We start from the raw sequence: 18,920 nt of genomic DNA, 5'->3' as shown, positions 1-18,920 counted from the left end.
TTAGGCAAAAATTCATTTTTTTTGGACAAAAATTTTCCAAATCCTGAATATATATTATATAAGCCTTTCAAACTCATCACAGGTGTCAATTCTTACACAATCAGGAAGAGCAGCAATAGCAGCCAGCATAAAAGAGCAAGTTATACATCTTGCTTGGGGTAGTGGTGATGCCAATTGGGAAAGTAGCCATCAGGTCGAAAAAGTTTTTATTGAGGGTGAAATAGCTCTAAATCACCATACTATTAAAGATGTAAGGGTTTTTACAGGACAAACAACTTATCAGCCAAGTATAGATTATATAGTTGATAGCAGTAGTGGTGTAATAAAACGTACGGAAAATAGCTCTATTCCAGTAAGTGATAAAGTTACTGTACAGTATACTGAAAGCACACCACCTGAACCTATAAATTCTATAAAGCTCTTGAATGAACTTGGCAGACGTACTGCAGATGAAGTGCTATTCTGCACAGGTGATGAAAATGGCGAACTTATAACTCCTTCTGGAAGGTTTAAACCCTCAAATGTACCAACTAATAATCTTTTTCTCAAATTCACTTTCGATTTCACGGACGCAGCAAATCAAGTGATAAGAGAGCTCGGGGTTATAGTTGGTACTAAAGTAAAAAAAGAATTGCCTGAAGGACAGAGATATTTTGAACCAAAAGACGTGGAAAATCCTGGAATTTTGTTAGTTTTAGAACACACCGTACCACTTATCAGAACATCTGCAACTCGGGAAACTTTTTCATTTGTTGTAACTTTTTGAAACAAAATGACCTTAAATAGTTATTATAACCGCTTTAATCCTGACAAAGAATACGAAAAAAGCTTGTTCCTGGCAGGAAGAGGTCTACAGTCAGCAGAACTAAACGAGACTCAGGAGTATGCTCTCTCTAAGCTTAAAGGCATAGGTGATGCAATATTTCGTGATGGTGATGTTATAACAGGAAGCAATTGTATTATAGATAGAGAAACTGGTAAAGTTACACTTGAATCAGGAAAAATCTATCTTCGTGGAGCAGTTAGAAAAGTCGAAAAAGAAGAATTTATTATTCCACTGAGTACCACAGTTCGTATAGGTGTTTATTATCTAGAATCTACTATTACAGAGCTTGAGGATGAAAATCTTCGTGATCCTGCTGTTGGTACAAGAAACTATCAGGAAGTAGGAGCAGCAAGACTTAAAGTTTCTACCATTTGGGGTTATCAATCTGAAGGTGTTTCTTCCCCTTTTTCTGTAAATGGCGAATTTTATCCAATTTATAACATTGAAAATGGAGTTCTCATTCAGCACTCACCACCTCCACAAGCAAACATAGTAACTACTGCTCTTGCTCGTTATGACAAAGAGGCAAATGGTTCCTACGTTGTAAATGGCTTGGAAGTTATGTTCCTACATAAAGAAGGTGGAAAAGAAGTATTCGTGGTTAATGAGGGCAAAGCTCATGTTGATGGTTATGAGATTGAACTTCCTCACAGTATTCGTGTTTCTTTTGATGAAGATCCGAATATAAAATCAGTTGAATCAGAACCACATACTTTTCAGCCAAATAGCCAAAGGGTAATGGAACTGAAGGTTAATGATTTTCCAATAAGTGAAATCAAAAAAGTAGATATAACTGTTCAAAAAACCATTACCGTTACTCATGGTTCATACTCAGGAGCTGTTGATCCAATACCTGACTCTGCGGTACTTGAGATTATTCAAATTAAACAAGGCAATGTTATTTATGAAAATAGTGTAGATTATAAGTTAAACGCAGGAAACGTTGATTGGTCATTACCTGGCAAAGAACCAGCTCCTGGAAGTAGTTACCTAATAACTTATCGCTGTCGCACTCATGTAAGCCCTGAAGATATAAATGAAGAGGGATGTAAAGTAAGGGGAGCAGTTGATAATAGCTTGGTTTTGATAGATTACACCTGGAAAATGCCACGCTTTGATTTAATTACTATCGATAGCAAAGGTGTGGTAAGAAGAATAAAAGGAATTTCTCACCCTTGGAGACCATCGATGCCTAAAGCTCCCTCTGGACAGCTTTTGCTCTGCTATATTCACCAGACATGGAAAAACGGAGAAAAAGAAGGGGTGAAAATAGTGAATAATGCTATTCATGCAGTACCGATGAATGAGCTTGAAGCAATGAAAAAAGGAATAAATGATCTTTATGCGCTGGTTGCACAGGAACGTCTACGCAGTGATGCAAATTCAAGAGAACCTACCAGCAAAAAAGGAGTATTTGTTGATTCGTTCTTCGACGATGATATGCGTGATCAAGGAATTTTGCAGTCTGCAGCAATAGTAAATAGAGAGCTAGTTCTGCCAATAGATGTAGAAGTTGCAGATATTGAAAAAGGTGGGGAAAGATATCTTTTGCCATATGAACTTGAACCGGTACTGGAGCAGCTTTTACAGACTAAAGGAGAAAAGATCAATCCATATCAAGCTTTTGATCCAGTACCGGCACAAATTACTCTAAATAAAAATATAGACCACTGGACGGAGGTTACCACGAATTGGAAAAGTCCAGTAACTAGAGTATTTAATGTTAAAGAAACAACAGAGCTGCTGTCAAGTACCTCATACGAAACTGAATTTATGAGAGAAGCAGTACAGAATTTTGAGATCGAAGGTCTTGAGCCAAATGAAAAACTTAAAGAAGTAAAATTTGATGGCATTTCTATTATACCTATGGCATAGAGGAAAAAAAAGTGGAAGCTAACAATCAGGGAAAATTAAAAGGAAAGGTGAAAGTGCCGGCAAATATTCCAGCAGGTACTAAATTAGTGCAATTTTATGGAGATAAAGGAAGCTATGGAGAAGCAACGTATACTGGTAAAAAAACTATTACCATAGAAGAGAGAAGAAGAGTTATCGCAGCAAGAAGAGTTGATCCTTTAGCGCAAACATTTACTTTAAATGAGAGCAGACACATAGGAGGTCTAGAGTTATGGTTTATAAATAAAGGCAAAAAACGTGTTGTTGTGCAGATTAGAGAAACAGCAGTGGGAATGCCATCGCAGACTGTCATTGCTGAAAGTTATATTGAGCCAAAAGATATAAAGATAGATGGCACAGCAACACGTATTACTTGGTCACCAGTGTTTTGCCATGCAGGAGAGGAGTATGCAATAGTACTGCTTACTGATGATTCGGGTACTGCAGTCAAAATAGCAGAACTTGGCAAATATGATGCAGTAAATAGCCGTTGGGTAACAAGCCAGCCATATCAAGTAGGAGTATTACTTTCATCAAGCAATGCAAGCACCTGGACTCCACATCAAAATTTAGATTTAACGTTTCGGCTTTTGGCTGCAAAATTTAGCGAAAATTCTCACGTTATTGATCTGGGAAAAGTTACAGCAACCAATACTTCAGATTTAATTGTTTTGACGAACGTCGAAAAAGTAGCATTTGATACCAATGTGGAATTTATCTTAACAGATGAAGAGGGAAAAGAGAACTTTTTGTCTGATAATTTGCCACTTGCACTGCGTGAAAGACTATCTGGAGAGCTAACAGTAAAGGCAAGCCTAAAAGGAGGGCGAGAAAAAAGTCCAGTGCTATATCCTGGGTTACAGCTAGTTATGGGTAATATAGGGGAAAAAGGAGATTATGTTACAAGAAGTATTACAGCAGGAGCTAATACTAAAATCACCATAACGTACGATGCGCTGATACCTGGCACTGCAGATGTTAAAGCATATGTGCAAAAAAACGTGGATTGGCAATTAGTAAATTTAACATCAGGAAAACCAATTGGAGAAAATTGGGTAGAGAGAACTCATGTGCTATCAAATTTTAATGCTAATGAGACGAGAGTAAAATTAGTTTTGAGTGGTACGGTTGTTTATCGTCCTAAAGTCAAAAATCTTAGAGCCTGTTCATAATCTTTTCAGAAGCAAAGCAGCGAAAGCAAGAACGACCATTTGCAGGCTAGTGTTGAGTTTCCGCTCGCAATTTTTCCACAATCGCCTACATTTTTGCAACCAAGCAAAAGATCTCTCAACAACCCATCTTTTCGGCAATACGACAAAGGTGTGTAATTCGTTTCGCTTTATTACTTCAACGGTAGCGCCAATAGTTGCTTTTATTTGTGTTGCAAAATTTTCTCCTGTGTAGCCAGCATCAACTAGTATATTTTTAACTTCAGATAGGTTTTCTTTAGCATTTTTAACCATTCTCACAGCGCTACTACGATCAGTTATTTCTGCCGTTGTTATATAAATTGCGTGGGGTAAACCTTGTGTATCTACCGCAATATGGCGTTTTATTCCTGAAACCTTTTTGCCTGCATCATAGCCTTTTTCTTCAGCAGTATCTGCATTTTTTACGCTTTGTGCATCAATTATGCAGAAGCTGGTTTTTTCTTTCCGACCATTGTTTTGTCGGACCACGCCAACTATTTTTTTTTAATACCAGCTCCAGAACACTTTCTTTATTTGCATCTGCTTTTTCACTCCACTTCTTAAAATAGTCGTAACAATTCCGCCATTTTGGAAACTCTTTTGGTAACATTCTCCACTGGCAGCCACTTTTTAAGACGTATAACACTCCACAAAATACATGATATAAATCAAGTGTTCTTGGCTTTGTCCTCTTCCTGCAAGACTCCAGATCTGCTACAATAATCTCAAACTTTTCTCGACTTATATCACTTGGATATAAACTTCGCATATCCTACTTTATATACTTTATCCTCTCATTCTATCCCTTTTTTGAGATCACGTACAGGCTCTTAGAGTAATAGTAACATAATGAATATTGACCAAACCAAACGAGGATATCCTTTGCCTCATCCAAAAAATATTGCGGTGGAAGATGTAGTACGTATTCGAAGAGCTATAGAAAAAATAGATGAAGATATCACCGAAAGAGAAGATGAACTAAAAAATAATTTTAAACGACTGAGCTTTGCAACTTTTTTGAATTTGTGGAATGACCATTGCTAACGAAGCCATAGATGCATTGCATCACAGAATTAAAGATTTAGCAGCAAATAGCACACCTGATCAATTAGCGTACCTTGCTAAATCATTGGAATCGATGATAGGTAAAAAAGCTATTTCTGATATTGTGCAAATGACTAAAGTAAAAGAAATAATTGATGCACTACAAGAAAGGCTTAGGGATTTAGCAGTAAACAGTACACCAGATCAATTAGCATATCTTGCTAAAGCACTGGAATCAATAATCGACAAAAGTGCGGTTTCTGAAATTGTACAGATGACTGATGGTAAGCTAAAAGAACTTCTTGATAGTGCAAAAAAACACTTAACTGATCTGGATAATAAAAAAGCTAGTTCTTTAGCAGTGATCTCTGAATCAGAGAAGCAGTTATTAAAGAGAATTGATGAAAAAGGAACAACAAATTTATCGCTACTTGATACGAGAAAGAATGCCAATATTGCAGCAATAAACAGTGTTGGCAATGATCATAAAGATGGTCTTAAAGGTTTAGTAGAAGATTTTCGTGCTGTTAATAATGTACCATCTGGCTCATCAATTATTAGGGAAATAGAAACTCGTGATAACCAATTAAAAACATCCCTGATAAATGAGGTAAAAACTCGGGATGAACAGTTAAAAGCGTCTCTTATAAATGAAATAAGAAAGCGCAACATGGTTGAATCAGGGTCATTACCTTTCTTATTTGGTGTACTTGGAAGAAAAAATAATTACTTTGGCCACGGAACTTTTACAACAGAGCTTGGAAAGTGGAGTAGTGATATAACAAAAACTGACTATATGTTACAACTACTAGCAGGTAGCCATAAGTACGATACAGATTACGTTAGTTTTTATCGGCCAAGACAACTAAGTTTTATAGAGGGAAGTAAGGGAACATTTATTTACGGAGAGTTATACACAAACAGTTTTTCTGGTAGTTATGATCAAATATACTATTACCCATATGCTGCACTTGGAGTAGTATTTATAAAAAATACAACGAATGTGAACATAAATAAAACTATAGAGTTTGTTGGATCATCGTATTCGAGTACGGAGTATGGAGGTGCAGGATTATTTGTGGGAACACCAGATAATACTAATTCTAATAAATCAAGTATTTCAAAAATAGTATGGAAAAATGTTTACCAATACACGAGTTCTGATAGCAAGTTAGCCGGATCTGGTAATGTGGAGATTCCAGCAGGAAAAACAGTTGCAATATTACTTTACACATCATCTTATCTATATTCCAGAACAAAAGTTAGTGAAGGTGCGTTTTCAGGTGATGTGTACACCTATGGTCAATTTATTCAGTGGGGAATTTATAACATACGTAGCAATTTTCTCACCACAGGACTTGAGGTGGACGTAGAGAGAACGCTAAGAGCTTGGCAATGCCCAGGATTAGATGCCACTCATAAAATTTGGAATTAAAAACGGAGAAAACCAATGCCAATTTATATTAGATTTGAACATAACAAACAAGTAGAAACAACAACGCTTGAAAGTAAGCCAACTGGAAATGATTGGTATGAAGCGCCAGAAGATTTTGATTGGCAAAAAAGCTATTGTTTAACAGAAGGAGGCAAAATTGCTCAGCGGAATCAAGAAGATATTGAATTGGAGTTACTACAAAATGCGAAGTTTTCTGCACTTTCTAATCTTCATGCTTATTATGATAACTATACTCACCAATACGCAGGATATTCTCATCAGAAGTCTAAGTCGTACGAAATACAAGCAAAAGCCGCAGAGAACATTTTAGCAGCACCAGAATCTCTAGACAAAAAAGATGCAGAAATTATAGAGCCATTAGCAAAAGTCCGAGGAATTTCAGTAGTAGAAATGGCAAGAATAATTCAGGAAAAAGCAAAAAGAGCGAAAAAAGCAATAATCAAGTGCGAAGAATTGGTGGATATAGCTGAAAGGGAAATCGGTGAAGCTAAAAGTAAGGAAGAGCTGCAAACTTTGCTAGATGATTGTAAACAAAAAATGCAAGAAAGTTGAAAAGGGGAAAAAGAAATGACAGAACAGTTTCTACATGGAGTAAATGTTATTGAGGTTACCTCAGGAGCGAGGACAGTACGTACAGCTAAATCATCAGTGATAGGTGTAATTGGTACTGCTCCTGAAGCAGATGAGCAAAAATTTCCACTGAATAAACCAGTGTTAATTGCAGGAAGCTTAAAGGAAGCAGCAAAGCTCGGAAAGAGTGGCAGTTTACCTTCTGCAGTAAATGGAATATTTTCCCAAATTGGTGCAACAATAGTAGTAATTAGAGTTGAAGAAAGTGAAAACAGCGATCCAAAATTAAAAAAAGAAGAAACGCTGAAAAATGTAATTGGAGGAGTTGATAAAGAAACCGGAGAATATCAGGGAATTGAGGCATTTCTCAGCAGTGAAAGCATAGTCCATGTTGCTCCAAGAATACTAATTGCACCTCAGTTTACTCATCAGTTACCTGAAATAGATGGAGTAAATTCAGTAGTAAGTGCTTTAATTTCCATAGCAGAAAAATTAAGAGCAATTATTGTTGCAGATGGACCAAATACTAATGATGAAGAAGCAATAAAATGGAGAAAAAGTGTAGGCAGCTCAAGAGTTTATGTTGTTGATCCGTGGGTTAAGGTGTTTACTGAAGGAAAAGAAGGAACCTTGCCAGCAAGCCCATTTGTAGCTGGTTTAATAGCAAAAGTAGATAGCGAACAAGGATTTTGGCACTCACCTTCAAATAAAGAGATAAATGGTATTGTTGGAACAAGCAGGCCTATTGATTTTACGCTCGGTAATACAAATTGTAGAGCAAACCATTTAAATGAAAATGAAGTAACAACGATAATTCATCAAAATGGCTATAGGCTTTGGGGAAATAGGACATGTTCAAATGATTCGAAATGGGCTTTTTTATCAGTGAGAAGAACTGCAGATTTAATCAACGATAGTTTACTTAGAGCTCATCTATGGGCAGTTGATCGCAATATTACCAAAACTTACATAGATGATGTAATTGAGGGGGTGAATTCTTATCTTGCAAATTTGAAAGCTCAGGGAGCGATTATCAGCGGAAAATGTTATGCAACTTCAGAATTAAACACACCAGCAAACATCGCAAGCGGAAAAGTATATTTTGACTTTGAGTTTACACCACCATATCCGGCTGAGCAAATAACATTCAAATCTCATCTCGTAAATAATAGTGTAATAAGTTAGGAGAAAGCAAAGTGTTACCGAAAATACTGAGAAATTTTAACGTATTTGTTGATGGTCGTGGTTATGCAGGAAAAATAGATGAAATTACGCTACCAAAACTTACCATAAAAACAGAGGAGTATCGTGCTGGTGGTATGGATATTCCAATAAATATTGATATGGGCATGGAGAAACTTGAAGCAGACTTTACTTTCGCTGAGTATGATTCAGAACTATTTAGACTTTTTGGCTTGATAGATGGAAACTCAGTATCTTTAACGCTCCGTGGAGGAATGCAAGGTAGTGGTAGCAATGAGGTTGAAGGAGTAATTATCAACCTTAGAGGCATATTCAAAGAATTTGATTTTGGTAGCTGGAAACCTGCTGAAAAAGCCACTCTAAAATGCACTGTAGCTGCTCATTATTATAAACTTACGATAGGTGGCAATGAGCTGATAGAGATCGATGCTGAAAATATGATAAGAAAGATAAATGGTGTTGATCAAATGGCCTTGCTGCAAACGGTTTTAGGTATTTAGGTTTAGTTTTAAAAAGATTTTAGAATTTTATTTTTTAGGAGAAAGTATGACAACAGTAAAACTTGATAATCCAATAACAGTTGATGGTATTTCTGTCTCAGAACTTACCATTAGACGTCCAAAAGTTAGAGATTATCTAGCTATTGAGAGACTTAATGGTAGTGATCTAAGTAAGGAAGTAACTTTGACTGCCAACCTGACATCAGTTGCAAAAGAAGCAATTGAAGAGTTAGATATTGCTGATTATGTGAAAATTCAAGAGGTATTAAAGGATTTTTTTTCACCGATTATCCAAAAAACTTGAGATTAGAAATACTAGTGCTTGGCTCTATCATAGGTGGTGGAGTTGAGCACATTCTTGATATGGAGATTAGTGAGTTTATTTTATGGAGCAAATTAGCTAGGGAGTTCAAATGTCAGTATTATCGATAAAAATAGGTGCGGTACTTGATGGCAGTTTTAATACTGTAATAAAGGGAAGCAGTAGTCAACTTACCCGTCTTGGTGAGAATATAAGAAAGCTTGATTCATCTTTAAAATCAGTATCAAAATTTAAGCAGTTGGGTAGTGATGTTTTGACTAGCAGGAGGTCGTGGAAGGGCTTTGAAGATCAAGTAAAATCTTTAGCTAAACAAATGAAAGCAATAGAGAAACCAAGCAAAACTTTAAAAGCAGAGTTTGACAAGGCCAAAACCTCTGCAACAAAAGCAAAAGAAGCATACTTAAAAAAGAGAGATGCTTTACATTCATTTAATGAAGAAGTAAGAAAAAGTGGAAGAAATATTAAGTCATTAGTAAGTGACCAATATAAACTTGGCTCGTCCATTGAAGCGCTGAAAGGCAAGTATGGTAAGCTTGGATCTGCAATACGTAGTCACCAAAGTTTTTTAGCAAGCAAAGCACATTTTAAGTCACAAATTATAGAGACTATTGGGCTAGGGCTAACGCTTGCAGCTCCAGTTAAAGTTGCGATTGACTTTGAAAGTGCTATGGCTGACGTTAAAAAGGTAGTAAAATTTGTACAAAATGACACTAAAGATGAAGCATCAAAGTTCGCTAAAGAGTTAAAGAAATTATCTCGGGAGATGCCATTGTCAGCTGCAGAATTAGCACAAATAGCCGCAAGTGGTGGTCAACTTGGTATTGACAAAGATGATCTTATGAAGTTTACAACAGTAGTTGCTAAAATGACCACAGCGTTTGATATGTCGGCAGAGGAAGCTGGTAATGCTATTGCGAAAATATCCAACGTCTATGGAATTAAAGTTGATGGTATGGAAAATGTAGGTAACATAATAAACCATCTTTCAGATAATACCGCTGCTAAAGCAAAGGAAATGGTTCTTACACTGAATAGAATTGGCGGTAATGCTAAACAGTTTGGTTTAGAAGTTGATCAAGCAAGTAGCTTAGCAAGTGCGTTCATAAGTTTAGGTAAACAACCTGAAAAAGCAGCAACTGCTATAAATAACTTTCTTAGTAAACTACAGACCGCAAGGGAGCAAAGTCCTGAATTTCACGATGCATTAGATGAGATGGGAACAAGTATAGAAGAGCTCGAACAAACTATTAAAAAAAATCCTCAAGAGGCAATACTGCAATTTCTTGAAACTTTAAAAAAAATAGATGACCAAGAGCGTGCCGGTATTCTTATGAATCTATTTGGTGCTGGGTTTCAAGATGACATTGCTCTTTTAGTAGGAAGCTTAGACATTTACAAGAAAGCTATTGAACATTTAGCTGATAAAGAAAAATATAACGCTTCAATGCAGGACGAATTTAACAATCGGGCAAATACTACAGCTAATAAATTACAATTACTTAAAAATGCAGTATTTGAAGCTGGCATGAATCTAGGGTCAGTAATGTTGCCTACTTTAAATTATGTAGCTGGAAGTTTGAAAGCAATAACAGAGCGTATAGCTTCTTTTGCAGAAAAATATCCAACTTTAACTACGGCAATCATGAGTACTTTAGCAGCTTTGATAAGTTTGAAAGTCTTAGTAGTGGGAGTAGGCTATGGAATTACTTTATTAGGAAGTACAATTTTTGGTCTTAAAGCAACAATACTGACAACATTTTCATCTTTATCAAGTATAGTTTTTCCTGCAGTAATAACAGGGCTAAGAGCAATAACACTAGCTGTAATGACTAACCCAATTGGACTTTTAATAGCGAGTCTTGTTTCTGGTGCAGCTCTTGTTATCACTAACTGGCAAAAGGTAAAAGACTTTTTCTCTAACTTTTGGAAATCACTCATTAAACCCATAGGAGAAACTTTTTCATGGATAGGAAATAAAGTTAGTAGCATATTTGCTGAGAATAGTCCGATTAGAAAATTTGAAAATAATGGAAATGTTGTTAATAGGCTTTCTAAAAATAGCATTTTCAGTAACGGAAACCCATTGACAAGTAATAGTGCTATTAAACAATTTTCAGAAAATAGTAAAGGCAATTTTGAGAGTTTTAAAGTTAAAGGTGTTATAGAAGAAAAAAGAGCTATAGAACAAGAAGAAGTTGAGAAAGCATTCAAGAAAAGTAGATATGAAAATAGGGAATCTAAAGTATATAATCAAGCATTCTATCAAACGTTTAATATCAACATTAAGTCTGAAGATGTCCGCAGCGTTGCTGATGCAGTAATAGAACGATTTAGAGAACAAGCACGTGGGGCACTTTTTGATATAGTTGAAGAGTTACATTGATGTTGCTTGGGAAATGTAAGATTGAACCAACAAGCCTAAGATACAGTAAAGAAAAAAGGTGGTATACAATTGAATGTATTGAAAAAACGTTGCTACAAAACATTGGCTCAGGAATTGAATGTATTGATCTGACAGGAGTAATTTATCCACGTTATCAGAGTAATGGCTTAGAACAGCTAAAAAATATACGCGATACTCAAGTTCTGGTTGATAATTCAGGAAATGTGCTTGGAAATTTTGTCATTACTAATGTAGAAGAAAAACAGATATTATTTTTTCCTGATGGAAAACCAAGAAAAGTTGAGTTTATTTTGAAGTTAAAAAGTTACAGCAAGTGATTTATTATTACACTAAAGAAAACGAAATGTTAGATGAAATTTGCTGGAAACATTATGGATACAGTAGTGGAGCAGTGGAGGAAGTATTGCTTGAAAATCCAGGCCTTGCAGAACATGGAAGTTTTTTGCCCGCTGGATTAAGAATTAAGCTTCCTAAAATTCAAAAAATACCGAAAGGATCTGTTATAAACATTTTAGATGAATGACACCAGACTTTGATATAGTAGCAAAAAATAACCCAGTAACAGAGGTTTTAAAAAAGAGTTTAATATTACTACGTGTCACTGATGGATCAGGTACTACAAGTGACGAAGCTGAGATATGTATTAATTATAGCTCTAGCGCTTTAGAACTTAAGGGTAATTTACAGGTTTTTCTAGGATATAAAGAAACAGGTTTATTACCTATGGGGGTATATAAGGCAAATCAAATTACAATACAAAGTCCACCACAAACTTTAAGAATAAAATGTGACGCTGCAAGTTTAAGAGGATCATTAAAGGAAAGAAAATCAAAGGAATGGAAAGACATTACCTTGGGAGATTTGATTAAAGAAATAGCACAAGAACATGGGTATGAAGGTAAAGTCGCTGAAAGATTTGAAAATATATTTATACCACATACCATTCAAGCAGATGAAAGCGACATGAGTTTTTTGGAAGGATTAGGCAAAAAATATGATGCACTAGTAAAACCAGCAGGAGGATATATAATTTTTATTCCGAAGGGAGAAGCAAGATCAGCGACTGGAAAGATGTTAGGTACAACAGTATTGACACCTAAAGATATTATAAATTGGGAGGTAAATTTTAATGTGCGTAACAAATATGGATCTGTTATTGCAAAATGGCACAGTTATGAAAAGGGAGAAACTATAGAAGAGAAAGTGGGAAATGAGGGTCCAAGTTATACCCTGCAAACGCTTTACTCTACCGCAGAATCAGCAATTAGTGCAGCAGCAGCCAAGTTAAAACAACTAAAACGTAGTACATCAAATTTAAATGTAACTGTTCCTGGTAATCCAGAATTATTTGCAGAAGCTAAGATCAGCCTTTCAGGATTTTGTCAGGAAATTGAAGGTGAATGGGTAATCAGCAGGGCAGAACATATTCTGAATAATAGAGGATATCAAACTATAGTAGAGGCAGCAGTGAGCAAAGCTGTTTAAGTGAAACTTAAGCAAATAGTCATTTAATTCTAGATGGGTATAATTATTGCAGTACTACATGAACAGAAATGTAAGAAGGCTTTTTCATAAAAATTCAATTATACGCCAAGGAGAATTTGATGGATTAATTTTTCTTATAGTGCTAACGGTGTGTATTGTGGTTATATATTTTTCCTTTTTTAAAAAAGGAGATGAGAGTTATAGTGCCACATTAGAAATCGCAGCTAAGAACTGTGACTTGGAAACTGTGAAATCCTTGATAAAAGATAATATAGGTATTGGTGAAAAATCATTACGTTATGTTGCAGGAGAAGGATGTTTAGAAATCGTAAGGTTTTTAGTAGAAGATGGTATTGATATTAATGCTACTAATAAATTCAAATGGACAGCGCTACATTCTGCTGCAGATCAAGGCTATTTAGAAATCGTTGAGTTTCTATTAGAAAAAGGAGCGAATCCTAATATAAAGGATAGCAATGGAAAAAGCCCTAGAAGAATAGCTGTAATGGCATCAAGGCACAACAAAGATAAACCTTACAGAGAAATCATTAAGCTACTTGCAGAAGCAGAGGACCGATACGAATCAACAAAAAGTAATCACTAAAGCTGCAAGTTTTTTATGATCTCTATATAAACTCCCAAAACCATCCATAATAGATTAATACTTTCACATGAAAAAGCAAAAAATCCCAATAGCGGTAATAATAACAATAGTTCTACAGACTGTAGGATTCATATGGTGGTTGGCAAAACTTGACTTACGTGTACACATCCATGATAAATTTATAGAAAAAAACCAAGAACTAATCGAAATAGTCTATCGACTTGAAGAGAGAGTGAAAAACCTCACTGAAGAAGTCAACGAACTTGAAGCTATTCACAAACACAAATAAATTTTACAGTGACAAAGTACATTTTATCTGTAGATGGAGGTGGCATTAGAGGGATAATACCTGCCATTATTCTTGCAGAAATTGAATCTAGGACAAAAAAGCCAATTTCCCAGATTTTTGATTTAATGGCAGGCACCTCAACCGGTGGGATTATTGTTGCTGGACTTTGTAAAAGCAATAAACTTCAATACTCTGCCAATGATTTAGTTGAATTTTACCAAGAATACGGGTCATATATTTTTAAATCTTCATTCTTCAGGCGATCAATATTATCTTGGTTTAACTGTGCACAATACCCACATAAAAATATTGAATTTGTACTGGATAAATATTTTGGTGATGATACTTTACAAAGCACCTTAAATAATGTACTGATTGCAAGTTACGATATTCACAATAATTGCCCATTTTTCTTCAAAAGCTGGAAAGAAGGTAATATTAAGCTGAAAGATGCACTCAGAGCTGCAACGGCTGCACCCACTTATTTCATACCAAAACATCTAAAAATTGATCAGATAGACAGAGTATTAGTGGATGGAGGGATATTTGCCAATAATCCAGCGGCTTGTGCATATGCAAGTGGTAAGAGGTTATTTCCAAATGATGATATTGTACTGTTATCGATAGGTACTGGAAGAACAGATAGAAGCATAGAGTATGCCAATTCAAAGAGATTTGGAAAAATAGGCTGGATAAAACCTTTGTTAAATGTGATGTTTGCCTCTGGATTGGACTGCGTAAATTATCAGATGAATCAAGTAATAGGCAATAGATACGTAAGAATACAATCGCAATTGAAAATAGCATCACCTGACATGGATAATATTACATCAAAAAATATCAGATCTCTTCAGCAAGAGGCAAATGCAATGATAGAGGACAATCAGAAAGTGATAGAAAAATTCTGTATAGAAATATTAAATATATAACTATCTTTACTTATATCTTAATATATTGTTTAACACAATTCAATTTTCACAATCACCCAACTCACCAGCAGTTAGGCCACTTGCTCGCACAATAATATCAATAGCAACACCTTCCTTAACTAGATCTTTTGCAATCTTGATTTTCTCTGCTTTTTTAACCTTTTCTTTACCAGTTTGCATTCCTTCAGATAAAGATCTGGCTACCGTATCCAGTAATTCTTGATCCTCAATTTTTTCGCATTTACCTATAAACCCAAAAACTGGCTCATTTTCATATTCTGTTAGTCCAAGAGCTTTAATGTTAACTGATAATGTCTTTGCTATCTTATATAATATTTCAATTGGAATGTCTGTATATCCTCGTTCATAGTCGTGTATTTCTTTAGGTGTTGAACCGATTTTATTTGCCAAGTCCTCCTGAGTGTATTCCCGTATTAATCTCTCCTCTTTTATCCTTTTCCCCACTTTGTAGAGTATAGAATCAGTACAAATTTCTTTCTCTATATCATCATACTCATAAGTAGATAAGCGAGTCACTTGGGAAATAATATCAACTGAAACTCCTTCTTTCACTAGATTCTTTGCTACTTCTATTTTCGCTTCTTCTTGGCTAATTTTCTCGCTAATATATACAAACCTTACTAATGGATACAGCTTCTTGCGTAATTCCTGATCCTTAATTTCTCTATGTATTTTTGTTAGATAGACTATTTCTTTATCCTCATCTTCATACCAACTGTTTTCTCTTAGTACTGTTGGTTCTGGAAGTAGATCTATAACATTAACTGACAATGCTCCTGCTATTATATACGATTCTTTGATTGTAATAGCCTTGCACCCTAGTTCAAAGTTATGTATTTCCTTATATGTTAAACCAATTTTGCTTGCTAATTTTGCCTGAGTATACCCTTGTACTATCCTACAACCTTCTATTTTTTTCCCCAGCTCGTAGCTCAATATGCTCTGAATTATCATAGATAAATCCTCTAAAAGCTGTTTTTCCTACAGAAGCAAACATATATTCTATCACAAAAAAATCCACTATTGGCTAAGTTTTTATGAAATCACAAAAATTTCTTAATCATATAATTTGATAAGCCTGTCGTTTGCAAGATAATATCAACAGAAATTCCTTCTTTCACTAAATTCCTTGCAACTTCAATCTTCTTTTCCTTTCTGACCTTTTCTCTATAAACATGTATACCTTCAAATAAAGACTTGATTAGCATATCGCGTAATTCCCGACTCTCAATCTTTTTGTATTCTTCTATCAAGTTTGATAGCTTTTCTTCCGCTTCACTATCCTCATCTGATTCGGGAAGTAGATCTATGATACTGATTGATAATACCTTTGCTATTTCATCTAACATTTCAAGTGAGACAGCAGCTCGCCCTTGTTCATATTCGTATATTCCTTGATTTGTTATGCCAACTTTATTCGCTAAATCTTTTTGAGTATATCCTCGTATCAATCTCCACTCTTTTATCCTTTGCCCTACTTTGTATGGAATGGGAATTTTGTTCTCCTCATACTCACCAATAGATAAGTTAGTTGTTCGAGAGATAACATGAGCAGAAACTCCTACTTTCATCAAACCCCTTGCTACTTCCATTTTTACCGCTTTTCTGCTTCTTTCCTCACTCAAACGAATAAATTTGGTTAATAAATAAAATACCTCGCTTAATTCTTTATCCTTATACCCCTTTACTAAATTTAATATTTCTTTATCTTCAAAATATCTTTTTTCATTTGGTAGCGTCTCTCCACAAACTAGACCTTTAACATTTACTGATAATGCTTCTGCTATAGCATATAACTTCTTAATTGGAATTTTACGGTTCCCTTTCTCATATTGCAGTATTACCCAGTACTTTACACCAATTTTCTCTGCTAAACCCTTCTGAGTATAACCTCGCTCTAACCTCCAACTTTTTACTTTTTGTCCTACTTCATAATCTAGACTTTTTTCCACGCAAAAAACCATATATATAATATTTTCTACTATAGCTCAAAGGCTCCAGTAAACTCTGGAACCTTAAAATAAATGAATTAAAGTTCCCTAAAGGTTTCTTTACTACCTCCACATACCCTATTTACCCATGAAGACAATACTTCATCATTGCTAATCTCTTTTATAGCATACTTTTCACTCCATATGCCACATCTAGTGAAATTACCTTTCTCTACTGCTTCTTGAAGTTTCACTCCCCCAAAAAGGCAGTTTTTTCCTATTTCTTCGCCTCTTTTTTGTAACTCAGCCCACATTTCCTTGTTTTCTACTCTGACTTGTACTTGATCATATTTTTTTACATCGTGGTACAATATAATATTTAGCTGACCAATGCTTGTAGGAAATTGTAATATAATAGAGCTTTCATCTGACATATCGATATAGTTTCTTATACCTCCCTTCTCGCTTTTAACCTCAACTGCATCATTACCAATTTTTAAAATATTACTTCCTAACTTTCTGTTTGCTTCCAGTATTTTGGCTACCTCTACCTTGCTATTATCAGAAAATTCTATATATGATGTTGTATTGTCTATCTCGAGATCTATTAAGGATCCTTCTTAAACAGCACTTTCGCCAGCTTTTTCTAGTTCTTCTAGTTGCTTATCTATCTGTGGCTGAACTTCTGGTTGTAGCTCATCATAGATTTCACCTATCAGTTTATTCTGTAGTAGAGTATCATGAAACTCTGCACCGCTTAACATTAATTTACGTATTACCTTTTTACGATCAACCTTATCAAATTTATGAAAATGTGTACCTAATACTACATACTCTGAGAAACTCCATTCCCCATCATTACATGCATTTAGCCTTGTTCCATCACCTATTACTTCATCTATAACTTTGTTCATCTCTTTTGGGGTTTTTGCTTTTACCACTCCACTCTTAAACCAGCTCAACTTTTCACTTTCGCTTATACTTGGCTTTATTTTTTGCAAGGCGGAGGTAAATGGATTTTTATCTTCTTGATCACTTACAGGTTTTGTGCCATAAACATAGTCAAATCCTTTCCTACAGTTGATTTTGTTTTCGCGAACTTCTCTACCAGGGAAAGGTGCTATTTCCTCAGGCTTTTTAGCCTTATTAATTTTGCTTACAAAGGTGGATTGCTCCTTAGTACGACCTATTCCTACAATAGCATTTAACACCTCACCTTTTGATAATCTATCAAGATCAATGTTTAACTCGTAAGTACCTCCTTCTTGATCATCAAAAGGTACAATTATTTTATTACTCATATTAGCCTCCGCTATTAAATATATTTAACTAAGTCTATAACCGACTTTATTACTTTATTATTAATTTAATATATACTTTCTCATTAATTGTAAGCAATAATTAATGCACTTGCAAATACTTTCTTCATTCAAGTAGTTAAACAACTCATGAAAATCTTCAAATATCTGCTTTATAACAGTCCTTGCTCTTTAAAGCTAAAATACCCAACACTTGTGATGATAATGTGATCCAGTAACCTAATCCCTATAGTCTGACAAGCTTTAGCCAAGTCTTTAGTTACAGCTTCATCCTCATCAGATGGCTTTAACCTTCCTTCTGGGTGGTTATGCGATATTATTATTGACGTCGCTTTTCTTATTAATGCCTTTCTTATTACTTCTCTTATGTAAAAAGGTACCTTATCCACTGTACCAGTGAACACTTCTTCCCCCTTTAAACGGCACTTTTGATCAAAATATATTATTTTCATCTTTTCCTCCTCTGAATAACCAATACTCACCCTTAAATATTTTACGATGGTTTCCAAGTTATCCATTACAGGTCCTTTCTTTAACTCTTCTCTTGGTACTCTCTTTGCAGCTTCCTTTAGGCATAAAATTACTGCTACTGTAGAGTCAGTTATCCCTTCTATAGTTTTCAAGTCATCTATTTCCTGACCTAAAACTCCTCCTATTCCAAAACTATCTATTAGCTTTCTAGCAATAATTCGAGCTTCTTCCCTGTCATGCACTGCACTTAGAAACGTTTCTATTACTTCACGATCAAGTAGAGCTTTACCGTTGCTTTCTAATGCTCTGAACTCTATTTCTTCTCTACGATCTTTCTTATTATTCATAAAAATTACCCTTCACTAATAACAAAATGTTTTTATATATTTACTGCTGTTTTTTTGTCAGCATTGGCATAAAGCCATAGCTTTTGAGTGAAGTCAAATCAATTTCTCAATCTTTT

General features: G+C 35.1%; 20 protein-coding genes and 1 pseudogene. 16 read left to right on the top strand and 5 right to left on the bottom strand.

Annotated elements, in window-relative coordinates:
• Positions 1-82: 82 nt before the first annotated feature.
• Genes ABWU24_RS06845 through ABWU24_RS06835 form a run of 3 tightly spaced genes read left to right on the top strand, consistent with a single transcriptional unit; the run spans position 83 to position 3,891 of the window.
• Positions 83-766 (top strand): hypothetical protein, encoded by a 684-nt coding sequence (locus tag ABWU24_RS06845; RefSeq protein WP_353274671.1) that lies wholly within the window; start codon positions 83-85, stop codon positions 764-766.
• A gap of 6 nt (positions 767-772) precedes the next feature.
• Entirely contained in the window at positions 773-2,701 is a 1,929-nt protein-coding gene (locus tag ABWU24_RS06840; RefSeq protein WP_353274669.1) for a DUF4815 domain-containing protein, read from the top strand.
• An 11-nt stretch (positions 2,702-2,712) separates the two neighbouring features.
• Entirely contained in the window at positions 2,713-3,891 is a 1,179-nt protein-coding gene (locus tag ABWU24_RS06835; protein ID WP_353274667.1) for a hypothetical protein, read from the top strand.
• Here the strand turns inward: ABWU24_RS06835 and ABWU24_RS06830 are convergent.
• A protein-coding gene (locus ABWU24_RS06830; protein WP_341815401.1) for an IS5 family transposase occupies positions 3,886-4,678 on the bottom strand; the annotation gives its coding sequence in 2 pieces (ribosomal slippage) (positions 3,886-4,413 and positions 4,415-4,678; 792 coding nt in all). The two genes, ABWU24_RS06835 and ABWU24_RS06830, sit on opposite strands and share 6 nt — an antisense overlap.
• Before the next feature lie 80 nt (positions 4,679-4,758).
• Here ABWU24_RS06830 and ABWU24_RS06825 point away from each other — a divergent pair.
• The 13 genes from ABWU24_RS06825 (at position 4,759) to ABWU24_RS06765 (ending at position 14,715) form a co-directional block, all read left to right on the top strand.
• Positions 4,759-4,953, top strand: a complete 195-nt coding sequence (locus ABWU24_RS06825; protein ID WP_353274665.1) for a hypothetical protein — start codon at positions 4,759-4,761, stop codon at positions 4,951-4,953.
• Positions 4,940-6,388 (top strand): hypothetical protein, encoded by a 1,449-nt coding sequence (locus tag ABWU24_RS06820; protein ID WP_353274663.1) that lies wholly within the window; start codon positions 4,940-4,942, stop codon positions 6,386-6,388. Before ABWU24_RS06825 ends, ABWU24_RS06820 begins: the two co-directional genes overlap by 14 nt.
• A gap of 15 nt (positions 6,389-6,403) precedes the next feature.
• Positions 6,404-6,961: a hypothetical protein gene (locus ABWU24_RS06815; protein ID WP_341816047.1), complete on the top strand. Its 558-nt coding sequence runs from the start codon at positions 6,404-6,406 to the stop codon at positions 6,959-6,961.
• Between the two features lie 15 nt (positions 6,962-6,976).
• A complete protein-coding gene (locus ABWU24_RS06810) occupies positions 6,977-8,164 on the top strand; it encodes a phage tail sheath subtilisin-like domain-containing protein (protein WP_353274661.1) in 1,188 nt (395 codons plus the stop codon).
• An 11-nt stretch (positions 8,165-8,175) separates the two neighbouring features.
• Entirely contained in the window at positions 8,176-8,682 is a 507-nt protein-coding gene (locus ABWU24_RS06805) for a phage major tail tube protein (protein ID WP_265023128.1), read from the top strand.
• 46 nt (positions 8,683-8,728) lie between these two features.
• The gene (locus ABWU24_RS06800) at positions 8,729-8,986 is read left to right on the top strand and encodes a phage tail assembly protein (RefSeq protein ID WP_114517598.1); all 258 of its coding nucleotides are present in this window, start codon (positions 8,729-8,731) and stop codon (positions 8,984-8,986) included.
• A 109-nt stretch (positions 8,987-9,095) separates the two neighbouring features.
• Positions 9,096-11,387: a phage tail tape measure protein gene (locus tag ABWU24_RS06795; protein ID WP_353274659.1), complete on the top strand. Its 2,292-nt coding sequence runs from the start codon at positions 9,096-9,098 to the stop codon at positions 11,385-11,387.
• On the top strand, positions 11,387-11,725 hold the full coding sequence (locus ABWU24_RS06790) for a phage tail protein (RefSeq protein ID WP_353274657.1): 339 nt from the start codon (positions 11,387-11,389) through the stop codon (positions 11,723-11,725). The genes ABWU24_RS06795 and ABWU24_RS06790 overlap by 1 nt, the downstream gene beginning before the upstream one ends.
• Positions 11,722-11,931, top strand: a complete 210-nt coding sequence (locus ABWU24_RS06785; protein WP_353274655.1) for a tail protein X — start codon at positions 11,722-11,724, stop codon at positions 11,929-11,931. The genes ABWU24_RS06790 and ABWU24_RS06785 overlap by 4 nt, the downstream gene beginning before the upstream one ends.
• Positions 11,928-12,893: a phage late control D family protein gene (locus ABWU24_RS06780; RefSeq protein ID WP_353274653.1), complete on the top strand. Its 966-nt coding sequence runs from the start codon at positions 11,928-11,930 to the stop codon at positions 12,891-12,893. Before ABWU24_RS06785 ends, ABWU24_RS06780 begins: the two co-directional genes overlap by 4 nt.
• 58 nt (positions 12,894-12,951) lie before the next feature.
• Positions 12,952-13,497, top strand: a complete 546-nt coding sequence (locus ABWU24_RS06775) for an ankyrin repeat domain-containing protein (RefSeq protein WP_353274651.1) — start codon at positions 12,952-12,954, stop codon at positions 13,495-13,497.
• 67 nt (positions 13,498-13,564) lie between these two features.
• A complete protein-coding gene (locus ABWU24_RS06770; RefSeq protein ID WP_019236453.1) occupies positions 13,565-13,786 on the top strand; it encodes a hypothetical protein in 222 nt (73 codons plus the stop codon).
• 8 nt (positions 13,787-13,794) lie between these two features.
• The gene (locus ABWU24_RS06765) at positions 13,795-14,715 is read left to right on the top strand and encodes a patatin-like phospholipase family protein (RefSeq protein WP_353274650.1); all 921 of its coding nucleotides are present in this window, start codon (positions 13,795-13,797) and stop codon (positions 14,713-14,715) included.
• Between the two features lie 39 nt (positions 14,716-14,754).
• Here ABWU24_RS06765 and ABWU24_RS06760 read toward each other — a convergent pair whose 3' ends face one another.
• The 4 genes and pseudogenes from ABWU24_RS06760 to ABWU24_RS06745 form a co-directional block, all read right to left on the bottom strand.
• On the bottom strand, positions 14,755-15,690 hold the full coding sequence (locus tag ABWU24_RS06760; RefSeq protein WP_353274648.1) for a helix-turn-helix transcriptional regulator: 936 nt from the start codon (positions 15,688-15,690) through the stop codon (positions 14,755-14,757).
• 89 nt (positions 15,691-15,779) lie between these two features.
• Positions 15,780-16,700, bottom strand: coding sequence for a helix-turn-helix domain-containing protein (locus tag ABWU24_RS06755; RefSeq protein ID WP_353274646.1), 921 nt, complete (start codon positions 16,698-16,700; stop codon positions 15,780-15,782).
• Between the two features lie 65 nt (positions 16,701-16,765).
• Positions 16,766-17,968: pseudogene (locus ABWU24_RS06750) on the bottom strand (hypothetical protein).
• 170 nt (positions 17,969-18,138) lie between these two features.
• A complete protein-coding gene (locus ABWU24_RS06745; protein ID WP_353274644.1) occupies positions 18,139-18,804 on the bottom strand; it encodes a RadC family protein in 666 nt (221 codons plus the stop codon).
• Positions 18,805-18,920: the final 116 nt, after the last annotated feature.

The sequence above is a fragment of the Wolbachia endosymbiont (group B) of Hofmannophila pseudospretella genome, from assembly GCF_964028515.1.
Lineage (GTDB): Bacteria > Pseudomonadota > Alphaproteobacteria > Rickettsiales > Anaplasmataceae > Wolbachia.
Note: the sequence above shows the minus strand (reverse complement) of the source record. Positions and strands in the feature narration are given on the sequence as shown.

Coding starts and splice junctions, on each gene's coding strand:
- ABWU24_RS06840 (WP_353274669.1), top strand. CDS start 773: ATGACCTTAAATAGTTATTATAACCGCTTTAATCCTGACAAAGAATAC.
- ABWU24_RS06825 (WP_353274665.1), top strand. CDS start 4,759: ATGAATATTGACCAAACCAAACGAGGATATCCTTTGCCTCATCCAAAA.
- ABWU24_RS06820 (WP_353274663.1), top strand. CDS start 4,940: ATGACCATTGCTAACGAAGCCATAGATGCATTGCATCACAGAATTAAA.
- ABWU24_RS06815 (WP_341816047.1), top strand. CDS start 6,404: ATGCCAATTTATATTAGATTTGAACATAACAAACAAGTAGAAACAACA.
- ABWU24_RS06810 (WP_353274661.1), top strand. CDS start 6,977: ATGACAGAACAGTTTCTACATGGAGTAAATGTTATTGAGGTTACCTCA.
- ABWU24_RS06800 (WP_114517598.1), top strand. CDS start 8,729: ATGACAACAGTAAAACTTGATAATCCAATAACAGTTGATGGTATTTCT.
- ABWU24_RS06795 (WP_353274659.1), top strand. CDS start 9,096: ATGTCAGTATTATCGATAAAAATAGGTGCGGTACTTGATGGCAGTTTT.
- ABWU24_RS06790 (WP_353274657.1), top strand. CDS start 11,387: ATGTTGCTTGGGAAATGTAAGATTGAACCAACAAGCCTAAGATACAGT.
- ABWU24_RS06780 (WP_353274653.1), top strand. CDS start 11,928: ATGACACCAGACTTTGATATAGTAGCAAAAAATAACCCAGTAACAGAG.
- ABWU24_RS06775 (WP_353274651.1), top strand. CDS start 12,952: ATGAACAGAAATGTAAGAAGGCTTTTTCATAAAAATTCAATTATACGC.
- ABWU24_RS06770 (WP_019236453.1), top strand. CDS start 13,565: ATGAAAAAGCAAAAAATCCCAATAGCGGTAATAATAACAATAGTTCTA.
- ABWU24_RS06760 (WP_353274648.1), bottom strand. CDS start 15,690: ATGATAATTCAGAGCATATTGAGCTACGAGCTGGGGAAAAAAATAGAA.
- ABWU24_RS06755 (WP_353274646.1), bottom strand. CDS start 16,700: ATGGTTTTTTGCGTGGAAAAAAGTCTAGATTATGAAGTAGGACAAAAA.
- ABWU24_RS06745 (WP_353274644.1), bottom strand. CDS start 18,804: ATGAATAATAAGAAAGATCGTAGAGAAGAAATAGAGTTCAGAGCATTA.